The organism is Shewanella sp. Arc9-LZ (genome assembly GCF_010092445.1).
Lineage (GTDB): Bacteria > Pseudomonadota > Gammaproteobacteria > Enterobacterales > Shewanellaceae > Shewanella.
Map to the genome: position 1 here is coordinate 2,178,540 of NZ_CP048031.1, position 22,237 is coordinate 2,200,776.

Genomic DNA, 22,237 nt, shown 5'->3' on the forward strand with positions numbered 1-22,237 from the left:
ACTCCCTAGGACGAACTTCAATCATGGAGATAAATAATGAAATCTGTCGTTATATTTGGGGCTGGCATTGCCGGATTAAGCGCCGCACATGAGCTGGCCGAACTGGGGTATCTTGTTTCAGTTTATGAAACGGCTGATGAGCCGGGGGGATTCTTTAGAAGTTCACGCCTTAGTCACGACAATATACCGACCGAGTATTCTTGGCATGGCATGGGACCTTGGTACCATAATGTTTTTGATTTGATGAAAAAAATTCCATTCAATGAAGAGGGCAGCGTTTATGATTTGGCCCTGTCTCGGCCCATTGATTTTGGCATATTCCCTGATGCTGGTCAGGCGCAATTTTACGATGAGGGATTTAAAAGTATTAACAAGATGTTTGGCATGAGCAATTGGGAGTTTACCAGAGCGTGCTATTTAATGTTAAAGACTTGGACCTCAAATCATCGAAGCCATGTGGTATATGCCAAGGTGAATGCGGCTCAAGCTTGGAAACCTATGCTTAGCGTGCAAAGTTATAACGCGTGGCGTTCTTGTTTCGGTCCTTGGATTGGCTCTGATTGGTCCAACGTGTCACTGCACACCGCAGGGGATTTTTTTAGAAAGCAATTTACGACAAAGCCCGCGCACCAGCATAAATCTGATCAAGATGGACCCGCATGGCAGCAAGGTGCCGGAGACGGTTGGCTACTCCTAAAAGGGCCCAGTAGTGAATACTGGTTCAATCCCTGGGTTAAATACCTTGAACACAAGGGCGTGAAATTCTATTGGCAGAAACCGCTCACCAAATTAGTGTTCGACGGCAGCAAAATAGTCTCCGCTTTTGTTGGTGATGAGGAGATCAAAGGCGATATTTATGTTGTGGCCATCAATCCTTACTTGATGGTTGATATTTTAAGTAAAACTCCCGCGCTTGAGCGGCAAGAAGAATTAAAATTGTTTACACCGCTTGTTCAAGACGGCCCACACACTCAAGTCTCTTTTCGGTTAGCATTTTCAGACGAAATCAAACTTCCTCGAAAGCGGACTGCAGCGGTGATCAGTGATTCAGAATTTAATTTGACCGTGTTCGCCGAAGAACAAGTTTGGGACAAGGATGTGGATTTGGGGCAAAACATCAAATCTCTTTGGACTGGCACGTCTTGTATTGGCGGCTTCCCTGGGAGGATATTCCATAAGCCCGTCAATCTCTGCACCAAAGAAGAATTTATCGAAGAAGTGAAGGCTCAAATCTTGAGTTGCGGTGCACTAAATCAATTGATTAAACAAGCGAATGACGGCAAAGAGTTGAAAGCTTTTACAATTGAAAAAGTTGAAGTGTGGCATGAATGGCACTTTTCCCGTGATGGAATAACGCCGCTACAGCCAAAGTGGGTAAACACCACCAACACTCAAGCATTTATGCCATCTCAAAAAACACCAGTGTTTAATCTATTCTTGGCTGGAGCGCACACTAAGACTCAGGCTCAAGTCTGGAGTATTGAAGGTGCTGTTGAAAGTGGCAGAAGAGCGGCCAAAGCGATAGATAAACGAGTTAACGTATTGGATCAATATCGACCCAGATGGATTAAATTGTTATCGAAAATCGATGACATCTTGTATCTAATTAAAGCACCGCAGCTTCTAGATTCTGTGGTTTTATGTATCGTTTTATTGCTGATTTTGTGGTTTTTGATCTGATCATATCTTGATTGATCTTAGCGCTATCCAGAAGGGATGAGCGACATTAAAAGTGCCATAACATCAATATCGGCCCTAATAGGTCTCACAACGACAAAGGAGTTTAACCATGAACAAGAAAGAAGCTTACCAAAAAAAACTACAGGCACAATTAGACCAGTGGAGCGCAGAGATCGATAAGCTCAAGGCCAAAGCTGATCACGCGGAGGCCGATGCACAAATTGAGTACTACAAACAAATCGAGGAACTGCGAACGATGCAAAAATCGGCCAACAGCAAACTTACCGAACTTAAGGAATCGAGTGACGGTGCATGGGAGGAGCTCAAAGCAGGTATGGATGGTGCGTGGAACTCGCTTGGCAATTCGCTGAAGTCGGCTACCTCCAGATTCAAATAAACAGCATGGTCATTGCGCTAAATAGGCGCACTATAAATTAGCACAGGAGTGCAACATGGACATTATTAGTTTACTCATATTTTTGGGAATAGGCGCTTTGGCAGGGTGGCTTGCAGGCAACATAATAAAGGGCGGAGGATTTGGTGTCATAGGCAATATTATTGTAGGAGTTGTTGGTGCTGTAGTAGGTGGTTTTATATTTAGCTTACTCGGCATATCAACAGGCGGTTTATTAGGCTCTATCATTATGGCTACTATAGGCGCTGTTATTTTGTTATTCATAATTAGTTTGGTTAAGAAGAAAGCCTAGTTCCTTAAACACGACGATACATGTTGAAAATTCAAATTAGGAGTGGCCACATGATTAAGTTAAGACAGTTTTGGGGGAATCTGCAATCGAGCTTTTGGTTCATGCCTTCACTGATGGTCGCTGTCAGTATGACCTTAGCGGTTGTGTTGATCGAAGTAGAGTCTGCCGGTTTAAACCAATGGCTAATTCAGTGGCCACGACTGTTTGGGGTCGGTGCAGAAGGCGCTCGCCAGATGTTGTCCACCTTGGCTGGTTCGATGATGACTGTAATGGGGATCACCTTCTCCATGACACTGCTGGCCCTAGTGCTTGCGTCGGGCCAGTACACCTCTCGCATTTTGAGGAACTTCATGCGTAACAGTGTCACGCAAGCAACACTGGGGGTTTTTGCGAGCATTTTCGCTTATTGTCTTATAGTCTTACGCACCATTCGTGGCAGTGGTGGTGGTGATGAATTTGTGCCCAGTCTTGCGGTGTTTTTTGCCTTTGTGATGTCGCTTGGTGGTGTGGGGGTCCTTATCTATTTTATTCATCATATTGCCTTGTCTATCCAGGCATCAAGCATCATTGCTTCGGTCGCTCAGGAAACCAATGCTGCCATAGATAAGTTGCTGCCGATAAAACCGGATGAGGAACTTGATGAAGATGAAATGCGACACCCGATACTAAAGTCTCTGGATGAGCGGGTCTGGTATCCCGTGCCGGCAGCTCGCAGTGGTTACGTTTTAGGCGTGAACAACAATACATTAATTTGCTTGGCGAGTGACAACAGAACCATAGTGCGTATGGAGCAAGGCATCGGCTCGTTCATTGTCCAAGATACGGCTCTGGTGTCGCTAGCTCTTACTTACCCGCCAGAGCAGAAACTCATTGATGCTTTGAATACAGCTTACAGTATTGGTAGCCATCGCACAGTGGATCAGGATCCTACTTTCGGTATTCGACAGATTGTGGATATGGCCATAAAAGCGCTGTCCCCCGGGGTTAACGACACTTCAACGGCAGTGATGTGCGTGGATTATCTCACCTCGATTATGGCTCGATTGGCCAGTCGACAATTTCCGCCATTGTACCATTATGAGGGAGACACTCTGCGAATGGTGGCGATGGTTCCGAGCTTTGATAGTCTATTGGCCGATGCTTTCGACCAGATTCGAAGTAGCGCTGAAAAGAATCTTGCGATACTGGTACGCATGCTCGGTGCCTTCGAGACCATCGGAAGTTTAACGATCTGTCCGAGCCGCTTGAGAGCACTTGACCAACAGTTGCAGTTGATTGCAGAGTTGACCGCTCGCTGCTTTGAATCCAGTTATGATCGCGCGCGGCTCGAAATGCGACTGTCCAAGGTGCGTGAATCGTTGGACGGTCAGTTTGCATTGAGCGCATTAGTTGGGAAAGATTAGTTTTATGTAAATTAGACGGATACTAGGGGCTGTTGATCTTTCAAGGTTGGTTTTGCAGCGAATTGTTGCTCATTTGTACAAGGCAGAGACTTTTTATTCTACATAAAAAGTCGATAACGCAGTAAAAATGAGCAAAAAACGCTGCCCGAAGGGTTCGGCTAAAAACGTTTTACTCTTTGTTGAGAAAATCTTCATTAAGCGAGTAGTGCTTAGATTGCTAGGCAGCAATCCACTCGCCTCGATTAAAACGCTTTTATCTCGAACAAAATTTAACCAGCAAAGATCAACAGACCCTAGCATACAAGATTCATTTTTTGGTTGACCAATTCGCTAGCTTTCCTGGGTGTACATTCAATGTACTCTATTTACAATCTCATCGTTCACTATAACTCGTATAATTTTGCTATCCGCAATCGCAAAACATTCTTTCAAAACTCGATAACGATACATAAAAGCCCGACCAATATGATATTGGCAAAGCGATATTACAGTGATAATGGACGGCGACGGAGGCGGTTAGTCACTAGTCAGGCTCTGCAAGGCATTGGTGATCTCACTCATCCGCGCCGCCGTGACTTTACCATGAACCTGCGATATCAGATTACCGTTCTTATCCAAAACAACAATGACCGCCTCTTCGCTATCGGAGGGCACACCCAACGCGCTTTCCATGATCTGTGAGTTGAGAATCCAGGTTTGATCGTGATAGCGCTGCGGCACTTGTTCTTTGGCTCGGCCAATGACATCTTCTTCCGACATAAAGAAGGGTAAATTGACAGCCAGTACGTCGCGAACCCGATATTTACTATGATCAATCTCTGAGCGCAATGTGTTAACCCACTCCCGAGTGGATATTGCGGCATTGCGAGACGGCGTAAGTATGAGCAGTGTCGGTTGACCTATCAGTTTGTTACTGTCAACTTTTTCGCCGCTAAGCGCCGTCGCTGTAAATGACGGCCATGGTCCATCGCCTGCGATAGCAGACGGTCCACATAGGGTTAGTATCGCAAGTAGGGTCAGTTCAGTAACGCGTCGGGATGTTGAGCCCCAAAGTGTTGTCGGTATCATTGGTCTGGTTAGCATAGTATTCCTCCGCTCAGTAGTAGGGGTGCGAACAAGCAGGCCAAGCCAGATCCAAATACAGAAGTCGCAGCATTCAGTGAAACTCCTTCATAAATCATCTTGGCTCTCATGTCTGACGAGTAAGCATCACACATACAATATGCGATTGACGACATTTCATCTGTTCGCTAGCGAACTTTCTGCCAGCCAATGACCCTATTAGATCTGCAGGCGTCATTTGTGGGTATGTGTTCTAACGAACAGACCAGCTAAATGCCAGCGCGCAAGCTGTAGTTCTCAGGACTTGCCGCAATGATCTTTTCCTCGGGTTCGGCAGGATTCATCCTCATCATATATAACAGGATATCTAGCTTATGCTTTTCGAAACGTTTTCTAACCGCTCGCTGCAGCTATCCAATCGCATGGTAATGGCGCCGTTAACACGCAGTCGGGCTACGCCTGAGCACACGCCTAACGCGCTGATGGCAACGTACTACGGCCAACGTGCGACGGCTGGACTGATTATTACCGAGGGCACTTCGCCCAGCCCCAACGGACTGGGCTACCCACGCATCCCCGGTCTTTTCGATAGCACGCAGATGAATGAATGGAAGGCAAGCACATCAGCGGTACACGCCAAAGGCGGTAAAATCTTCTTACAGTTGATGCACTGCGGTCGAGTCGCGCATGTCGACAACTTGCCAACAGGTGCCGAAATACTCGGGCCAGATGCCGCGGCATGTCCCGGCGAGATGTATACCGACACCCTAGGCATGCAGCCCCACAGTACGCCCCGCAAAATGACCGAGGCCGACATCGCTCATGTGATAAATGAGTATGTGACGTCAGCGAAGCTCGCGCTGGAGGCAGGTTTCGACGGTGTCGAAATACACGGCGCCAACGGCTACTTAATCGAGCAGTTTTTGAATCCGCTGATCAACCTACGCACTGACGGTTACGGCGGCAGCATTGAAGGCCGCAACCGACTCGCGCTGGAGATTGTGCGTGCGACAGTGGCAGCCATCGGCAGCGATCGGGTTGGTATCCGGCTCTCTCCTTACGGTGTGTTCAATGGCACCGGCGCATTCCCCGACATAGAGACGCAGTACCTAGCATTGACTAAGGCACTTTCCTCACAGGGGCTTCTCTACATCCACTTGGTTGATCATTCATCCATGGGGGCACCAACGGTACCCGCCGACTTTAAGCTTAAGCTGCGCGCTGGTTTCGATGGTCTGTTCATTCTGTCTGGAGGGTTTGATCATCAAAGCGCTGAACAGGCGTTACGCGATAAACATGGCGACCTGGTAGCCTTTGGCCGTCCGTTTTTGGCTAACCCTGATCTCGTCGCTCGGATGCGCCAAGATGCAACGCTCAACACGCCAGACGAAGCGACTTTTTATGTACCTGGCGCCAAGGGTTATACCGACTATCCAACTCTCGCGACTTCTCCAGAGCGTTAACGCCAAAAGTTATCGCCGAGGTAGCACAATTCAGTAGAAGCTTGCGGCGTCCATAAGACCAAATTGAAACAGGATTTCACTATGACTTACAAAAGCATTAATCCCAATAACGGAACAATATTGAAGACCTTTGATGAAATCAGTGATGCACAGCTTGAGATCAAGCTTGCCACTGCGCATGCCTGTTACCAGACATGGAAAAACACCAGCTATAAGCAACGCGCCGCTATTATGGCCAAGGCTGCAGAACTTCTGCATGCGCATACTGATGACTATGCCAAGCTGGCAACACTGGAGATGGGCAAGCGAATTGATGAAGCCCGTGGCGAAGTCAATTTCAGTGGTAAAATCCTCAGCTATTATGCAGACCACGCAGAAGCGTTTTTAGCTCCAGAGCAACTTGACCCGGAACATGGCGAAGCCCATATGGAAAGCAGCCCGATAGGCGTGATTTTCTGCGTCGAGCCGTGGAACTTTCCCTTTTATCAACTTGCTCGTGTCGCAGGCCCGCAACTGATGGCGGGCAATGTTTTGGTGGTGAAACATGCCAGCAATGTACCCCAATGTGCTATTGCCTTTGAGCAGTTGTTGATTGATGCGGGCGCACCTGAGGGGTTGTACACAAATCTGCTGGTTTCGCACCAACAGTCTAACCAGATTATCGACGACCCGCGCGTCAAGGGCGTGGCACTGACAGGTGGTTTTGCCGCTGGCAGAAGCGTTGCCGCCCGAGCAGGGCAAAACCTCAAACCCTCGTCGATGGAGCTCGGTGGCAGTGATGCCTTTATCGTGCTTGATGACGCTGATCTCGACAACACTATTCCCTGGGCTGTTTGGGGCCGTATGTACAACCAGGGACAAACCTGCTGTGCTGCTAAACGCTTTATTGTGCTCGATTCGATTGCTGACAAATTCATCGAAAAGTTTCAAACCGCGCTTGAACTTCAGCAACCTGGCGATCCGATGGACGAAACAACGACCAAGGGACCGATGTCGCAAGAAGCCGCTCTGGTTAATATTTTGAAGCAGGTCGATGATGCTGTAGCCCATGGTGCTAAGGTGTTAATGGGCGGCAAGCGTATCGACTGCCCGGGCTCTTTCATGCAGACCACGATACTGACCAACATTGCGCCAGGCAACCCTGCTTATCGCACTGAGTTCTTCGGCCCAGTTGCGTTGATTTTTCGGGTCAAGGACGAAGCCGCGGCCATAGCGCTTGCCAACGATTCTGACTTCGGACTTGGTGGATCTGTGTTTACCGAAGATGCCGCTCGTGGCAAACGCGTCGCCAGTCAGATTGATACCGGTATGATGTTCATCAACAATATTGATTGGACCGATGCCGCGCTTCCGTTCGGCGGGGTCAAAGATTCCGGTTATGGCCGCGAACTCGGCGAAATGGGCATTCAGCAGTTCGTTAATAAGAAGCTGGTTCGCACCATTTCGATGGCAGCACCGGTGTAACGGTTGCACAGCTAGGGGCTAGCAAACTGAAAATATTAATATTTCACAAGCAATACCCTATATGGCAACGGCATAAGATGGCGAACGAGCTTAGTTATCTAAGATAGCGGCATAGTTATCGAGAGTTTAACTAAATCGATGGGTTAGGTGGCTATGGTTTGACAATGCTGTGGTTTAACAATGCTATGGTTTGACAATGCTATGGTTTGACAATGCTATGGTTTAACAATGCTATGGTTTCACAGCGCTGAGTTTGAATGAAATTAATTCATAGCACTTTAAGCGTCTAGCTGTGAAGCCGATTAATCTTGCTTGGGAGGATATAGAAAGGGCATGACGTTATTGTTTTTAATGTTTGGGATGATTTGTTATAAACGACAAGATGGCCAAATATACCATGTCAAGCCACCAATGAGGGGTAGCTTGGCATAGATAATTTAGTTAATAGATAATTTAGTTAATAGATGATTAGTTAATAGATGATTAGTTATTAGATGATTAGTTAATAGGTTTCTAGTCTATCGGTTTCTGTTTTTACCACGGCATAACATTCGCAGCACAGCGTTTCGAGTTTTTGTCTGTTGGTCACGGTAATTTGACCGCGCTTATAGTTGATTACCCCAAGTTTTTGCAGTTTACCGGCGGCTTCAGTTACGCCTTCTCGTCTGACGCCTAACATGTTGGCGATCAACTCTTGGGTCATTGTGAGATTGTTGCTAGCCAGTCTATCAAGTGATAGCAGCAGCCAACGACAAAGTTGCTGGTCGATAGAATGGTGCCTGTTACATATTGCCGTCTGCGCCATTTGTGCCATCAGTGCTTGAGTGTAACGTAACAACAGTTCGCGAAGGTTTTGATTGTCGTTAAATTCATCGAACAATATCGATGCGGACAATTTATAGGCTCGGCCTGCGCTTTGAACTATGGCGCGATTTATGGTGCTTTCTCCCCCCATAAACACGGCAATACCCACTAAACCTTCATTGCCGACAACAGATATTTCTGCCGATGCGCCATCTTCGAGAACATTCAGTAAAGAGACAATACTATCAATGGGGAAATAGACATTTTCAAGGTTTTGACCAGCTTCATAAATAACTTTACCTAAGGGCAGTTTTATTATCTTTAACTGTGGAAATAAGCGCTGTTTTGTCGCTTCAGGTAATGCTTTAAGTAATGCGTTCTCATTTGGGTCAATCATTGATAACCTTTCAATATATTAAAGTGAGACATTCACTACTCGCCATGATCTTTATTATGCTATTGATTTTATTCAATATTGCATAATATTTAAGTAATCTTGTTATCAATATAACAGAGTTTGTTGAATCGAGAGGGTTAAAATGCCTTGTTTAGCGTGATTTGCGATCACAGCAGGCGAGTGGAACCATTATTTTTGGTTCAAAAGGCATTGCATGTTGAGTTGTATTTATGAGTTGTATTTATACTCATCGACAGGATATTTAGTTGGGGGGGGAGATAGTAAAAAGACCTTTGCAAAGCTGCGTTTCGCTCATAGGAAAGAGACTAAACAACGGCCTACAGCGATTACGTTTAGGCCGCAAGTCAGCTGCTAAGGCTGCTGTTTTGTGAAGATGGATGGCATAAAAGGGCTGAGCAGAAAAGTGATTGCAAGATCCATTTCTCTAGTGGCTATACATTCGGCTTTTGCCGCCGGAGTTAGTTAAGTTTATGTGCTTTAAGTTTATGTGCAGTCTGATGCAAGATGCATTTAACATCTGATTTTTTCGTCGACCTAAACTCACATGTTGAAGCGCTTTGACTGATATTTACAATTTAATCATTTTGAATATCATCAAGCGCCTGACGAACTTCATCCAAAATTAATCTGTTTGCCACTTTTTCATCGATATCGGGTACATCCCATCCAAAAATAGCGCGATATTTCTCAATCAAATTGTTGACATCTTCGATGATATCGCTGCGATGGGCCGCTAACTCTAATTTTTCTATGTCAGTCATGCTCGTTCACCTTAAAAGTTTATAGATAACTCTAGATTAAACTATTATTCATGCTCCATCGGTGCGACACCGAACAGATTGAATAGAAAATTTGGTGCAAGCTGATAGACATCCACTCTATTAGGAAAGCAATGATTTATTGTTTGCCATCTTTAATCTGGAGCAAATACATCATGTTACATACATTGAATGATTTACAAAATTTATCTATTCACGCCTCTGATGGCGATATTGGATTAACCAAAGATTTTTATTTTGATGACAAGCATTGGGTGATTAGATATTTGGTAGTCGAAACGGGTTCTTGGTTATCAAGCAAAAAAATATTGCTTTCACCCATATCAATCAAAGAATTTAATCAGGAACAAAAGACGCTTGCTGTCACAATCTCAAGAGAGCAGGTAAAAAACAGCCCTGACATCGATAGCGAGAAACCAGTCTCTAGGCAGCATGAGGTCGATCATATGGAATATTATGGTTACTCACAATACTGGGGTAACACTGGTATTTGGGGAAGTGAGCCCAGTCCAAACATGATGGCACCTGGTTATTATAGTGTCGCGCCAAAGCCAGATAACTTAGATAACCCAGAGATGTCCGCAGATGTTGAGGCAGCACTATCACGGGATAATGATCATCATCTACGCAGCAGTCATGCCGTGGCGGGTTATCACCTTGATGCCATAGACGGTGAATTGGGTCATTTGCAAGGTATGTTAATAGATATCGACACTTGGGCTATTCGTTATTTGATTATTAACACCAGTAATTGGTGGTTGGGTCATCTGGTTTTGATTGCGCCAAAATCGATTAAAGAGGTGAGTTGGCCTACCTCTAAAATTTATGTTGATATGACGCAGCAGCAAGTGAAAGATGCTCCCACATACGATCCATCAGTGCCTTTCGATCTTGAACATGAGCAAAATCTGCATACTCATTATGGCCATAATGATAGATAACATTATTACCTCTCTATGAGGTGTTTGGCTGTCGTGTTTAGGTTGTTTGTTTAAAAAGTGTTCTTGGAGTAAGTTATCTATTTCAATATGAAAATATAGTCAATATCAGTTGGTCATTGCAGTTTTTCTTCTTGAAATTGCTGCAATTAATTGAAACTAGGAGACTAATTTAATATTTAAGACGATGACTTTGAACCCAAGGGGTACCCTTTATAAAAACAAGCTATCTGTTTTCAACATTTAACGATAAAGCTTTATCAGACATGATGAAGCTTTTTTGTGTTGATGAAAGACTCCCATCAGATTCATTAGACCATTACACAAAGAACCTCGCGGGCCTGAGACACACAGACCTTTAAATACTCTTCAAAGGTGTCGACTAAATTAAGCGTTCCGATGAAGCTTAAATGGTGGCTGGATTTACTTTAATGAATGAAAGATAAACATTCATGCAGGCGCTTTGGATTAGGTTGTTGCTTAAAATTGGCTGGCAATTTTGTTTTGATACAATCAAGGGCTTGCTAATATCATGTGCACTCTATACTCGACATCTTGTTTCATACTTTCTGATTCGAATCCCGCGCGGGCACGAAATACATAGCCCTGTCGAATATCAAACATAAGCTTTGCACGTGCTAATGATGGAAAATTGGCAGGTAAAACACCTCTTGCTTTTTCTAGCTCAAAGCGTCGCGATAATCGCGCATCGGTATCTAATACTGCTCTTTGTAATAGTTCTTGTGCTCCTTCGACCTCGCCAGCACTTGTGGCAACGCTGGAGCTGAGAAAGCAGCCTTTTGCGCCGCTACCATTTGCAGTACTGTAATCAATCACTGCAATCATGAACGAGCGGACAGCTTGGTTAATATCGGGTTCTGTTTCAAAGGCTACTAATGGTGCGCATGCATCAATTGTGGCGTAGCAGTTTATAGCTTCTAAATAGAGTTTACGTTTGTCACCAAAAACCGAGTAAAGGCTAGGGCTGTTAATACCCATTGCTTGGGTTAAATCTTTAATGGAGGCGGCATCATATCCTTGTTTCCAGAAAACATGCATGGCGGACAAAAGCGCTTCGCTACGATCAAAAGCGCGTGGCCTACCAGCCTTATTTTGAATCATATCGGATACCTCAACGCTGTGGATTTAATGATTTATTTTAGTATCAATTGATACATAATTCAATTAATTAAAACCCATTAACCTCGGTAAGGTAATGATTATGCTCTAGGAAGTTGTCTATATTGGCAATATAATTTTGTAACGATCACTATGAAATATTGACACCTTGGCATTATTTTGTTTTTATAATATTCACTACAAAACATTGGAATAAACATGAACTCATCTAAATTAGTAGCAGGACAAACCTTTCCAGACATCACTCTAGCGCTGCTTGGTGGTGGTGAAATTAATCTTACGGCTGTTCCGGCAGAGGGCTGCGATTGGCGCATGGTGGTTGTTTATCGCGGTAAGCACTGTCCCATTTGTACTCAATATCTATCGACGTTGAACGAGCTGTTGCCTGAATTCAAGAAGTTAGGTGTTGATGTTGTAGCTGTATCCGCCGACCCCATAGAAAAAGCGATGGCTCAAATGGAGCTGGTTAAGCCTTTATTTGATGTGGCGTACGGCTTAAGTATTGAACAAATGCAAAAAATCGGGGTGTATATTTCAAATCCTCGCTCGCCGGAAGAAACTGACCGACCTTTTGCCGAACCCGGATTGTTTATTATTAATGATAAAAAACAGGCACAAATTATTGATATATCGAATGTTCCTTTCTCTCGCCCAGAGCTGAAGTCAATGATTATGGGTTTAGGTTTTATCCGTAATCCACAAAACAATTACCCAATAAGAGGAACCTACAAATAAAAAATCATGGCCCTCTACATGAAGAAGTACGGCAACTAATTGTGTAGTGACATGGTATTTTAGCCACCTAAATAGAGGTAATATTATTGCCTCGTACATGACTTTAGGTGAGCAAATGAAATCAAATACCAGAAGCACACCATAATACCGTTGCTGTAGCGGTATATTATGGCGTGCTATCTTTTGGCAAGTGGATACTGCGGTGAAAGCAGGCCGTTGTGGTTTTATTTTCATAACGTTCATTCATCAATGGCGGTATCGTTATGTGTTACAACGCTTATAAATCGATTTCGACGATGCTTATTTCATTTAAATTGCTGTGTGATGATTGTTTTTTAGGAACCGCACAACAAAGCAATACCTCACCTTCGGTTGGAGTGACCACTGGCTTAGTTCGATAAGTGATTGATCCTTTTAGCAGTCTTACTGCGCACGTGCCGCAAGTTCCGTTACGGCAACTGAAGTTAGGCGTGAGCCCATGGTTTTCTGCTGTTTCTAAAAGTGTCGCATCATTTGCGTTCCATCTTTGTTCAAAACCAGACTTAACAAATTTGATGACGGCTTCATCGGCTTCGTTTTCTGCTGCAAGTGACTTTTTTGCTTCAAGTAACATTTTTTCTTCAAGTAACATTGATTCATTATCGATTTGGCGAATAAGTGCCGCAGGCCCAAACGCTTCGGTAAAAATACGTGCATCACGTACCCCTAAACTGCGTATTTCATCATAGAGTGCTTGCATAAACGCAGGTGGACCACATAAATAAAAATCATAATCGTCTAGTGCTAATATTTGCCGAAGTGTATCGGCGGTAATGTGGTCGATTGCATTAAAATCAATGCCTATTTTTTCCTGCTCACTAGGTTGAGTGATAATTGAATAGTATCGAATTTTACCATTAGATTTTATTTCAGCATCACGGAAGTTTTGTGTAAAAGCGCGTTGTTGGGTCGTTTTAGCGGCGTGTAATATGGTCAATGGTCTTAAATGACGGGTACGCTCAGCTTCATTTAGGATATGCGAGGTCATCGCAATCATCGGCGTAATCCCTACGCCTGCGCCGATTAATACGGCCGGGCGCTTTTCTGCTGCATCAATATAAAAATTACCCGAAGGAGCTTTAGCTTCAATAACATCGCCGACGCGCACATTATCGTGTAAGCATTGCGAAATAGTGCCATTAGCTTCTCGTTTAACTGAAATGCGGTAATACATGTCGTCTGGTGTTGATGATACGGTATAAGTTCTTATCACGGCTGTGTTTGCATTGGGTGGGGTAAGGCGCACCGTTAAAAACTGCCCCGCTTTTGAAGACACTAACGGGGTGTTGTCTTTTGGTTCTACATAAAATGAACGAATAACACTACTCTCATTTTCAATACGTTTGACTGTATAAGATAACCACGATTCTCTTGTGGCTTCAGCTGCCAGTGAAGCATGTGCTTGTTCCCAATCACCAGCCATTAAAGTATTTGGTGAATACGCAGTAAACGATGCGCGAAAGGGTAGTGCATTCCTTAATGTCACTCCGTGGCTGAGAGTGAAACGCCATGCTCGTTCAGCACCTTTAAAAGCGCTGACTTCTGGAGTGTCTTCCCATAATAATTCGACAGTGCCGGTTAACATAAATAAGTCACCAGTCGAAAAGTCGATAAATATCAAGCCTGCTTTAGGGTTAACCAAAAAGTTACCGAGAGTGTTAAAAAAATTGTTGCCTGAATAATCAGGAATAGTCAGTGTATTGCCGTCTACTTTTACAAAACCAGGCCGTCCTCCACGGTGTGAAATGTCGACACCTTCATGTTCTGGGTGTTCTTTAGCTGGCACATAACTGGACACAAAAAAGGTATCAGCATCACGGATTATCTTACTAACATAATGACTCAATACCGTAAATTCTTCTATGTTAGAGGCCGGATTAGTGACGTGAGATTGTTTATTAAATTGAATACTGCGGCTTTGTATATATTGCGGACAATTGCCAAAAGATTGATCGACAGATATTGAAAAATGAGTAGGACTGATTTTATGAACCCGGCCATTTACACGATTACGACGACGAGAGTGCATTTCAATACCAAGTAACCCTAAAGGACTACCATCATTTCTTAGTTGTGGCGCGATAGGGTCTCCAGCTATTGCCGATGCGTTAATCGTTAATGTTGTTGAGTCTGGTGATGTTATAAATCCTGGATATCCCGAAAGTATCGATGCCCAAGGCCAACCTTGTTGGTCAACACTGCCAGCAACAATAAAGGGCAGTTGTTGATAAAACTCACGATGTTGTTCTGGAATGTATGGACGTATTGCGCGTTGTCCAAAACTCTCCATCACAGCGCGTTTACCAACACGATCCTGAATATTCTGTTCACCAGGATGAAATGGCGATAAAACTGATTTTTGATGGGTCTTATCGCGAGTTTGGTTTTGCATAATAGGCATCTCTTAGCGGGATTTCGGTGGCACTGGATATTGAATAAATCAACAGGCCCTACGACTGGCTCACAAATTCATCGGTACCAAAAATCCGCAGTGGATGTGCGAGCTGCCAAGAGCTAGTCGTCTTATGCTACTAATCCAGCTTTGGTTGCTGGCATAGCAACAAATCCTCTCAACCCTTCAATGTTTGTTAACCAGCGACGTACATTTGGGTAAGGTGCTAATGACACATCGCCTTCAGGTGCATGAGCAACGTAACTGTATATAGCAAAGTCAGCTAAGCTGATTTTATTTGCGACCAAATAATCTTGGTCGATAAGTTGTGCTTCTAATTTTGTTAACGCTTTTTCTGCTGTGGCTTTAGCAAACACCGGATCTGATGGTGAATTGAAAATATTAATTAATCTCGCTGCGCCTACGCCATAAGAGATTTCGCCCGCTGACATCGCAAGAAAACGATGCATTTCTGCTTCATGTTGCAGATCTTGAGGGATAAACGAAGGCGCATATTTACGCGCCAGATAAATGAGGATTGAAATTGAGTCGTGAACAACTGCATCACCGTCTTCAATAACAGGGACCAAACCCAAAGGGTTAAGGGTAAGAAACGGTGCTTGTTTATGCTCCCCAGCAGGAAGATCTACGTGGATAATGTTGTGCGCAATCCCCGCGACACTCGCAAATAGCTGCACGCGATGAGCATGACCTGAAAGTGGGAAACTGTGAATTTTAATGGCATTAGACATGATGTGTTCCTTTAAGGGTTGAATGATTTGTGCGTGAGAAAAGAATAAAGTTCACACGGCATAAATACAATGACCTGTTTTATTGAAACATTATCTCTATTATGGATATAATATTAATGGCTGTTATTAATGGTCATTACTCATGTGAGGATCATCTATGGATACGATTGATAGTATGCGTATTTTTGTTGCGGTCGCGGGGCAAAAATCGTTTACGGCGGGGGCAAAACAGCTAGGTATTAGTACCAATTTGGCCAGCAAGCATGTGCGACAGTTAGAGGCCCGTTTAGGTGCGCAACTTATTCATCGGACAACTAGACGTGTCACATTGAGTGATACAGGACTCGCGTATTTTGAACGCTGCGTGTTTATAATTGATCAATTTGATGAGTTAGAAGGTTTAGTTCAAGAGCGTCAATCCGAACTTGCGGGGCCTATTCGTATTACTGCGCCAACAGGATTTGGGTCAAGGGAATTGGTAGAAGCGATTCGACCTTTTCAAATTGCACACCCTAAAGTGTCTATCAATCTGCATCTGTCCGATCAGCATGTCGATATACTTGACGAAGGTTTTGATCTCGCCATTCGTTTTGGTCCACTGCAAAATTCTACGCTTATTGCTCGTAAGTTGCTTACTATGCGATTAGTGGTGTTTGCATCACCGGAATATATCAATACACATGGTGAACCATTACATCCTAGCGATTTATCAACACATAATTGTTTATTACAATCATCGTCAGCAGATCCGGAGCATTGGGCCTTTACGGTTGCTGGCACAGAACAAAAATATCGGGTAAATGGGTCTTTTACGGCAAATTCGCCTCGGGCGGTCGCGCATATGGCCGTTGGAGGTTTAGGTATTGGTCGTTGTCCGCTGTACACCGTTGAACCCTTTCTTAAAAGTGGTGAGTTGGTATTGTTGTTTGACGATAAGATGGTTAGCGTATTTAACTTATACGCTGTATATCCTTCTGCACGTCATTTAACAGCTCGGATTAGAAAATTGATAGATCACTTAGTAACGGCGTTAGGATAATTTTATCTAAAATAATATCGTATCAGCTTAGGGCTATTGACCATTAAACCTTCATTGATGATGTTATTCGATATGTCGATGAGGTCATTGATACACTTAGAACTCAGTTTAATTCAACTGAGTATCATAATTGGCTCTATTAAAAATATCTTACAATCCAATCGCTTAACGGCCACTCAACGCAATAGTAAATATTTGAATTGTTGCTAATTTTAAAATACTCCAGTTCGTCTTCTCGACCGCTTCGGACATTTAGTGGATTTAGATTTTTAACATTCACATAAATATAAATATTTAAAAAAGTGAGGTTTCAGGGTTGTGTGATTATTGTCCGTTATTTACGACATCTTTGAGGTGCATCAAGGTTTCATTAGTACATTTGACTTAGATTTATTAGGTAAGTGTTATTTTTATTTGCTGTTATGTATCAGATTCTTTTAGCTCTACTTAGCCAAGGTGGGTTAGCAAAAAGGTAAAATAGCATCATTAATAGACCGATAATGTTTGGATTGTTCTAGCAGCCTGACGTTTTATAGGTGAATCAATATGAGTAAAGCTAAAAGTGATACCAATAAACATCGTGACAATCTCGAAGGAGACATTAAAGAGGCTGTTGAGGCAGATAAGGATATTCGGGACACCGTTCGGTGCATTACTCTTAAAGCATTGAGTGAAGGAAAATTAGACCTCAATGAGCTCTCACAGATTGCACGCTGCGTGATTAAAGGTGCCGGTTTAGGTGCAGTTATTCATAGTCGTGATGGTCAAACCCACCAGCTCACTAAGGCGGTTGCTGGGCTTGAGGATGCCTTATGTTCTGCCGTAGAGGCATCCAAATTAGCTGTTGAAGAAGCCAGTTCGCATGTTAACACCTTTAGTAAACAAGATTTACAGCGCACCCTTAATGACCTTAGTGAACTTGAAGCTATGTATTTAGAGACGTTAAAAGACGTGGCAAAAGAGGCTAATGAGGCGGTATCCGTTACTTTAAATGATTTGGCTCGTCATGGTCGAGTAAGCGGCACCGCCGTCGGCCAGAAAGTAACTGAAGTTTCTACATTATTAAACCAACAATTAACTGAGCGGTTAAGCGACACGGTGGCAGCTGGAGTCGATTCTGCAGCTAAAGTAACCCGTAACCTCGCTTATGCGGCAGCAGGTTTTCTTGATGCTTTTGCACAAAAATTGAATGAGAAATCAACATCTAATTCCAACTCAAATAAGAGTCAATAATGGGTGAAGCATGCTTTGGGAAACGTTAGGTACCGCGCGAGATATTGGCCGACTGAATGAGCTTGCTTCGGTTTTAATTCGTTATGGCTTCGGCGATGTGTTGCGCAGGCTTGGCCTTGCTAATGTGTTTAATGTCGCCGGTAAGGCTCTGCATTGGAAGCATGCAGCTGAAATAACCCAGTTAGAATCACCGGTTAGGTTTTGCCATGCACTAGCAGAAATGGGACCAACCTTTATCAAACTAGGACAGATCCTTGCTACGCGTTCAGACCTATTTCCACCAGAGTGGACTGCTGAATTTGAAAAATTGCAGAATCATGCGCCGCCGGTATCATTTGAATTAATCTGTAAACAGTTACAGGAAGACTTAGGTTGTAGTCCGCAACAGGCTTTTGCCGAATTTAATCCAACCCCTTTTGCTGCCGCATCGATTGCCCAAGTTCATCGGGCTCGCCTACACGATGGTGCTGAAGTCATTATTAAGGTTCGCAGGCCAGGCATAAGACCTGTTATGGAAGCTGATCTACGTTTACTTGCCCGTATTGCAGAGGTGATGGAGTCAGAGTCACCGACACTACGCCGTTTTAGGCCTCGTGAGGTGGTCCGTCAATTTACCCATTCTCTAAGGCGGGAACTGGATTTATTGGCCGAGTGTCGTAATGCTGGAAGGGTGGCAAACAATTTCAAAAGTAACCCTAACATCGTTATTCCAAAAGTGTATTGGTCGTGGTGCAGTGAACGCGTCAATGTTCAACAGTTTATTGATGGTATTTCTGGACGGAATATAGCAGCAGTGGAGCAGGCTGGATTAGATAGGAAGCTGTTAGCTAAGTATGGTGGTCAAGCTGCGTTGAAAATGATTTTAATTGATGGTTTTTATCATGCGGATCCCCATCAAGGTAATATTTTTTATCTGCCTGAAAATCGAATCGCATTTATTGACTTTGGCATGGTGGGACGATTGTCTTTCGAACGCCGCCATCAAGTGGTGCAACTTTTACATAGCATGGTTGAATTGGATGCTTCTCGTGTTGTTGATGTATTACTGACTTGGGCTGGCGATCCTCCGCTCAATAGTGAGAATCTTACTTTTGAAGTAGAAGAATTTGTTGATAAGTATCATGGCGTTTCGTTAAAAAGCTTCCATTTGAGCATGATGTTGACTGAACTGATATCACTGCTTAGAGAATATGGCCTCAGCTTACCTCCTGATATTATTATATTGATCAAAGCATTAATTGCGCTTGAAGGTGTTGCCCTGCAATTAGATCCTGACTTTAATATGGTGTCTGAAGCAAAACCATTATTACACCAGTTAATGTTACAACGATACGCACCAGACGCATTGGCTAAAAGAGGTTGGCAAGCCATTGTCGATACTGGTGAATTGTTAAGTGGATTACCGCAAGACTTACAACAACTTTTACGTTCAGCCCGTAGCGGTAGATTTCAGCTGCATATTGATGTCACAAGACTAAAAGCCTTTGGCAATCAACTTGACCGGGCTGCTAGTCGAGTTGCCATTGGCAATGTGGTAGCGGCTATGATTATTGGATCGTCTATTGTGATGACAGTTGATGGAGGACCAACTTTATTTGGTTTGCCGTTATTTGGCATACTTGGATTTCTGAGTGCTGCCGTCGGTGGGATTTGGTTGTTATTCTCTATTTGGTCAAGCGGGCGCTGGAAGTAGCAAATTATCACTACATCAATAATAAACATGAGGCTGCATAAATTTTATGTAGCTTTGCAGTGCCAAAGCATTAAAAATAGACCTCGATAAGAGTAAATCATATTACCTTTGCTATTTTGTACGACATGAGTAACTGCTCCATTGATTCAGTGTACAACATAACCATTTCTTCCAAAAACAAGCTGAATAATCAGACCATTTAGTCTAAAAGGTGACAAGAAGTTGCAAACACTCAATGCTGCCTAACGCCTAACGTGTAAAATCTGACGTTTAAAATCTATAAACTACATTTGTACTTAATTGATGTAGTCACTAACGCTTTATCTAATTCAAATGTGAAGAGACTTTTTCTTAACTAATCGTTGGTTTTTTTGCGGTAAATCGACATGCTATTTATGTGATCTATTGATAACAAAAAACGTTTCATTCGTGCTGCTTTAGGTATTAGTACTGACTGTTATGTCAAATTGTTGCATCGGTAAACTTCACTCAAATACTTGAATCGGTCACGCAATGCTTGTTGAAAAACAATCTATGAAAATAATGTGCAATAACAAGATCATGCAATGGCTCGATTACGTCATTGATACGGTTTAAACGCATCGGTTGAGATGACGATTAACGCTTAGACCAAAGTCGATAGCCAACAATGACATAGAGAGTGCTAATCTGAGTAAAAATGGATTGGAGTATTCATGCTAAATAGAATGATTTTGATTAATGGTTTAGTGGTATTTGCCATCACTGTACTGCTGAGTTATTTAACCTTACCTCCTTGGCTGTATGCATTATTGATCGCACTCGCGTCCGTAGCCACGCTACTGCTTACCCACAAAAAACAAATAAGCCCAGAAATCCTTGAGTCATCTCAACAAGATGAGCATGTTGCGAGTGGTATCAGCAAAGCCGCCACTCGAATTGCTATTGGTGGGGCTGAAGTGTCATTTTTTATTGAAAACCTAGCACATGCAATGGGTTTGCAAGTTAAGCATGTTCAAGAAATATCAGAGCGTGCGGGTAATTTAGAGCAAGGTGCTCAACAACTGTTAGGCCAATCAGCCAAAGTACGTTTACTGGTTGAAGAGGCAAATACCCAAGCTTCAAGCTACGCCAAAGAAATAAAACAAGTTGATGAACAACAACGCAGCTTGTCTACTGAAATTGAATCAACTGCAGTGTTATTAATAGAACTTAACAACAAAGCAAACGCTATAAGCAGTATCACCGACACTATTAATAAACTATCTGATCAAACCAATATGTTGGCACTCAATGCTGCAATTGAAGCGGCTAGAGCTGGTGAACAAGGCAGAGGATTTGCCGTGGTTGCCGATGAAGTTCGTAATCTGGCACATAAAACGGCTGAAGCAACGCAAGGTATAGAATCATTGCTGTCAAAAATTGGTGAAAATAGCATTCAATCTGTACAAGCAATGCAACGAGTCAGTGACATGGGGGGAAAACTCTCTCAGCGTATGAATGAGATTTATATTCTTACAAAAGCAAGCCAAGAAAGCATGGCCGATGCAGCAAGCGAAATGCTGCAAATGGATCAAACTGTAGGTTTTACCGTTGATAACACCAATGGCATAGGTGCCAATATTGAAGGAATAGGGGCCTCTATACTCAAAGTTGATACCGATTTAATAGAAGCTTCAGATCGAGTTCTTGAGCTCAGTGGCTTTGCCGAACAGATATTTCGTCATTTACAAAGTTTCGATTTATCGGATAAACACGCAATTATCGCTAATGTCGCACTCAATGCTGCGGCTGATGTCGGAGCGATTTTTGAAAATGCTCTGTTAAAAGGTTCACTCACACAAGCCCAATTATTTGACTCAAATTACCAGCCAATCCCTAAAACCGACCCTCAAAAATTTACCACTGGTTTTGACCGTTTTACAGACTCCAATTTACCTAATATTCAAGAGGCCATTTTAAAAAATAATACTGATATTATTTATGCCGGAGCTGTAGATGTAAGAGGGTATTTCCCTACCCACAATATCAAATTTTCTCAGCCTTTAAGCGGAAACCGGGAGCAAGATCTTGCTGGTAATCGCACCAAACGCATTTTTAATGACCCTACAGGAAAGCGATGCGGCAACAATACTGAAAGTTTTTTACTGCAAACATATAAGCGTGATACCGGTGAGGTGATGCATGATCTCTCTGCACCAATTTACGTTAACGGCAAACATTGGGGAGGATTTAGAATTGGTTACAAGGCCGAAGAGTCATAAATAATGAGCTCTATCCGGCTAATTTTTATGATTTTATGAGTATGTTGCCAACGAAACTTAACACAGGGGAATCATGTTTTTCATTCATTGACTAAGTTCCAACATGAACAGCAATCTAAATTCACTTGTTGTGCGTTATTAACAATCAACATTAGCAGCGTAAAAAAATCAAGTAAGCTAAAATTATTACCTTGTAGAAACCGCCCATAAACATACCGTTTATTCATATCGGTAAAAACATTATCTTTAACTT

At 43.2% G+C, this 22,237-nt stretch carries 18 protein-coding genes; 12 read left to right on the forward strand and 6 right to left on the reverse strand.

Annotated features, from left to right (window positions below; translation table 11 throughout):
- Positions 1–36: 36 nt before the first annotated feature.
- The 4 genes from GUY17_RS09430 to GUY17_RS09445 all read left to right on the forward strand — a co-directional run bounded on the left by GUY17_RS09430 (position 37) and on the right by GUY17_RS09445 (position 3,790).
- On the forward strand, positions 37–1,680 hold the full coding sequence (locus GUY17_RS09430) for an FAD-dependent oxidoreductase (protein ID WP_162022970.1): 1,644 nt from the start codon (positions 37–39) through the stop codon (positions 1,678–1,680).
- 109 nt (positions 1,681–1,789) lie between these two features.
- On the forward strand, positions 1,790–2,077 hold the full coding sequence (locus GUY17_RS09435; protein ID WP_162022971.1) for a coiled coil domain-containing protein: 288 nt from the start codon (positions 1,790–1,792) through the stop codon (positions 2,075–2,077).
- Positions 2,078–2,132: 55 nt separating this feature from the next.
- The gene (locus tag GUY17_RS09440; protein WP_123777473.1) at positions 2,133–2,387 is read left to right on the forward strand and encodes a GlsB/YeaQ/YmgE family stress response membrane protein; all 255 of its coding nucleotides are present in this window, start codon (positions 2,133–2,135) and stop codon (positions 2,385–2,387) included.
- Between the two features lie 50 nt (positions 2,388–2,437).
- Entirely contained in the window at positions 2,438–3,790 is a 1,353-nt protein-coding gene (locus tag GUY17_RS09445; RefSeq protein WP_101088474.1) for a DUF2254 domain-containing protein, read from the forward strand.
- Positions 3,791–4,306: 516 nt separating this feature from the next.
- Here GUY17_RS09445 and GUY17_RS09450 read toward each other — a convergent pair.
- Positions 4,307–4,873 carry a hypothetical protein gene (locus GUY17_RS09450; RefSeq protein ID WP_162022972.1) on the reverse strand — a complete coding sequence of 189 codons (567 nt, stop codon included), beginning with the start codon at positions 4,871–4,873 and terminating at the stop codon, positions 4,307–4,309.
- Between the two features lie 353 nt (positions 4,874–5,226).
- On the opposite strand from GUY17_RS09450, the gene GUY17_RS09455 reads away from it, so the two are divergent.
- Positions 5,227–6,315, forward strand: coding sequence for an alkene reductase (locus tag GUY17_RS09455; protein WP_162022973.1), 1,089 nt, complete (start codon positions 5,227–5,229; stop codon positions 6,313–6,315).
- An 81-nt stretch (positions 6,316–6,396) separates the two neighbouring features.
- Positions 6,397–7,779 carry an NAD-dependent succinate-semialdehyde dehydrogenase gene (locus GUY17_RS09460; protein ID WP_162022974.1) on the forward strand — a complete coding sequence of 461 codons (1,383 nt, stop codon included), beginning with the start codon at positions 6,397–6,399 and terminating at the stop codon, positions 7,777–7,779.
- Positions 7,780–8,281: 502 nt separating this feature from the next.
- On the opposite strand, the gene GUY17_RS09465 is transcribed toward GUY17_RS09460, so the two are convergent.
- Positions 8,282–8,980: a Crp/Fnr family transcriptional regulator gene (locus tag GUY17_RS09465; protein WP_101088470.1), complete on the reverse strand. Its 699-nt coding sequence runs from the start codon at positions 8,978–8,980 to the stop codon at positions 8,282–8,284.
- A gap of 596 nt (positions 8,981–9,576) precedes the next feature.
- Positions 9,577–9,762, reverse strand: a complete 186-nt coding sequence (locus GUY17_RS09470; protein ID WP_162022975.1) for a hypothetical protein — start codon at positions 9,760–9,762, stop codon at positions 9,577–9,579.
- A 173-nt stretch (positions 9,763–9,935) separates the two neighbouring features.
- Between GUY17_RS09470 and GUY17_RS09475 the strand changes: the two genes are divergently transcribed.
- The gene (locus GUY17_RS09475) at positions 9,936–10,721 is read left to right on the forward strand and encodes a PRC-barrel domain-containing protein (RefSeq protein ID WP_162022976.1); all 786 of its coding nucleotides are present in this window, start codon (positions 9,936–9,938) and stop codon (positions 10,719–10,721) included.
- Positions 10,722–11,231: 510 nt separating this feature from the next.
- Here the strand turns inward: GUY17_RS09475 and GUY17_RS09480 are convergent.
- The gene (locus GUY17_RS09480) at positions 11,232–11,840 is read right to left on the reverse strand and encodes a TetR/AcrR family transcriptional regulator (RefSeq protein WP_101088468.1); all 609 of its coding nucleotides are present in this window, start codon (positions 11,838–11,840) and stop codon (positions 11,232–11,234) included.
- Positions 11,841–12,056: 216 nt separating this feature from the next.
- Between GUY17_RS09480 and GUY17_RS09485 the strand changes: the two genes are divergently transcribed.
- Positions 12,057–12,593 carry a peroxiredoxin-like family protein gene (locus tag GUY17_RS09485; RefSeq protein WP_162022977.1) on the forward strand — a complete coding sequence of 179 codons (537 nt, stop codon included), beginning with the start codon at positions 12,057–12,059 and terminating at the stop codon, positions 12,591–12,593.
- 277 nt (positions 12,594–12,870) lie between these two features.
- Here the strand turns inward: GUY17_RS09485 and GUY17_RS09490 are convergent, their stop codons facing one another.
- Positions 12,871–15,024, reverse strand: a complete 2,154-nt coding sequence (locus tag GUY17_RS09490; RefSeq protein ID WP_162022978.1) for a pyridoxamine 5'-phosphate oxidase family protein — start codon at positions 15,022–15,024, stop codon at positions 12,871–12,873.
- Positions 15,025–15,155: 131 nt separating this feature from the next.
- On the reverse strand, positions 15,156–15,776 hold the full coding sequence (locus GUY17_RS09495) for a glutathione S-transferase family protein (protein WP_162022979.1): 621 nt from the start codon (positions 15,774–15,776) through the stop codon (positions 15,156–15,158).
- 157 nt (positions 15,777–15,933) lie between these two features.
- Between GUY17_RS09495 and GUY17_RS09500 the strand changes: the two genes are divergently transcribed.
- The 4 genes from GUY17_RS09500 to GUY17_RS21290 all read left to right on the forward strand — a co-directional run bounded on the left by GUY17_RS09500 (position 15,934) and on the right by GUY17_RS21290 (position 21,984).
- A complete protein-coding gene (locus GUY17_RS09500; RefSeq protein ID WP_101088464.1) occupies positions 15,934–16,815 on the forward strand; it encodes a LysR family transcriptional regulator in 882 nt (293 codons plus the stop codon).
- A 546-nt stretch (positions 16,816–17,361) separates the two neighbouring features.
- Positions 17,362–18,048 (forward strand): DUF6781 family protein, encoded by a 687-nt coding sequence (locus tag GUY17_RS09505; RefSeq protein ID WP_162022980.1) that lies wholly within the window; start codon positions 17,362–17,364, stop codon positions 18,046–18,048.
- A 10-nt stretch (positions 18,049–18,058) separates the two neighbouring features.
- The gene (locus GUY17_RS09510) at positions 18,059–19,741 is read left to right on the forward strand and encodes an AarF/ABC1/UbiB kinase family protein (RefSeq protein ID WP_162022981.1); all 1,683 of its coding nucleotides are present in this window, start codon (positions 18,059–18,061) and stop codon (positions 19,739–19,741) included.
- 695 nt (positions 19,742–20,436) lie between these two features.
- On the forward strand, positions 20,437–21,984 hold the full coding sequence (locus GUY17_RS21290) for a methyl-accepting chemotaxis protein (RefSeq protein ID WP_162022982.1): 1,548 nt from the start codon (positions 20,437–20,439) through the stop codon (positions 21,982–21,984).
- Positions 21,985–22,237: the final 253 nt, after the last annotated feature.

What these genes read in the sequence shown, in the direction of transcription:
- GUY17_RS09430 (WP_162022970.1), top strand. Translation starts at nt 37, where the DNA reads ATGAAATCTGTCGTTATATTTGGGGCTGGCATTGCCGGATTAAGCGCC.
- GUY17_RS09435 (WP_162022971.1), top strand. Translation starts at nt 1,790, where the DNA reads ATGAACAAGAAAGAAGCTTACCAAAAAAAACTACAGGCACAATTAGAC.
- GUY17_RS09440 (WP_123777473.1), top strand. Translation starts at nt 2,133, where the DNA reads ATGGACATTATTAGTTTACTCATATTTTTGGGAATAGGCGCTTTGGCA.
- GUY17_RS09445 (WP_101088474.1), top strand. Translation starts at nt 2,438, where the DNA reads ATGATTAAGTTAAGACAGTTTTGGGGGAATCTGCAATCGAGCTTTTGG.
- GUY17_RS09450 (WP_162022972.1), bottom strand. Translation starts at nt 4,873, where the DNA reads ATGCTAACCAGACCAATGATACCGACAACACTTTGGGGCTCAACATCC.
- GUY17_RS09455 (WP_162022973.1), top strand. Translation starts at nt 5,227, where the DNA reads ATGCTTTTCGAAACGTTTTCTAACCGCTCGCTGCAGCTATCCAATCGC.
- GUY17_RS09460 (WP_162022974.1), top strand. Translation starts at nt 6,397, where the DNA reads ATGACTTACAAAAGCATTAATCCCAATAACGGAACAATATTGAAGACC.
- GUY17_RS09465 (WP_101088470.1), bottom strand. Translation starts at nt 8,980, where the DNA reads ATGATTGACCCAAATGAGAACGCATTACTTAAAGCATTACCTGAAGCG.
- GUY17_RS09470 (WP_162022975.1), bottom strand. Translation starts at nt 9,762, where the DNA reads ATGACTGACATAGAAAAATTAGAGTTAGCGGCCCATCGCAGCGATATC.
- GUY17_RS09475 (WP_162022976.1), top strand. Translation starts at nt 9,936, where the DNA reads ATGTTACATACATTGAATGATTTACAAAATTTATCTATTCACGCCTCT.
- GUY17_RS09480 (WP_101088468.1), bottom strand. Translation starts at nt 11,840, where the DNA reads ATGATTCAAAATAAGGCTGGTAGGCCACGCGCTTTTGATCGTAGCGAA.
- GUY17_RS09485 (WP_162022977.1), top strand. Translation starts at nt 12,057, where the DNA reads ATGAACTCATCTAAATTAGTAGCAGGACAAACCTTTCCAGACATCACT.
- GUY17_RS09490 (WP_162022978.1), bottom strand. Translation starts at nt 15,024, where the DNA reads ATGCAAAACCAAACTCGCGATAAGACCCATCAAAAATCAGTTTTATCG.
- GUY17_RS09495 (WP_162022979.1), bottom strand. Translation starts at nt 15,776, where the DNA reads ATGTCTAATGCCATTAAAATTCACAGTTTCCCACTTTCAGGTCATGCT.
- GUY17_RS09500 (WP_101088464.1), top strand. Translation starts at nt 15,934, where the DNA reads ATGGATACGATTGATAGTATGCGTATTTTTGTTGCGGTCGCGGGGCAA.
- GUY17_RS09505 (WP_162022980.1), top strand. Translation starts at nt 17,362, where the DNA reads ATGAGTAAAGCTAAAAGTGATACCAATAAACATCGTGACAATCTCGAA.
- GUY17_RS09510 (WP_162022981.1), top strand. Translation starts at nt 18,059, where the DNA reads ATGCTTTGGGAAACGTTAGGTACCGCGCGAGATATTGGCCGACTGAAT.
- GUY17_RS21290 (WP_162022982.1), top strand. Translation starts at nt 20,437, where the DNA reads ATGCTAAATAGAATGATTTTGATTAATGGTTTAGTGGTATTTGCCATC.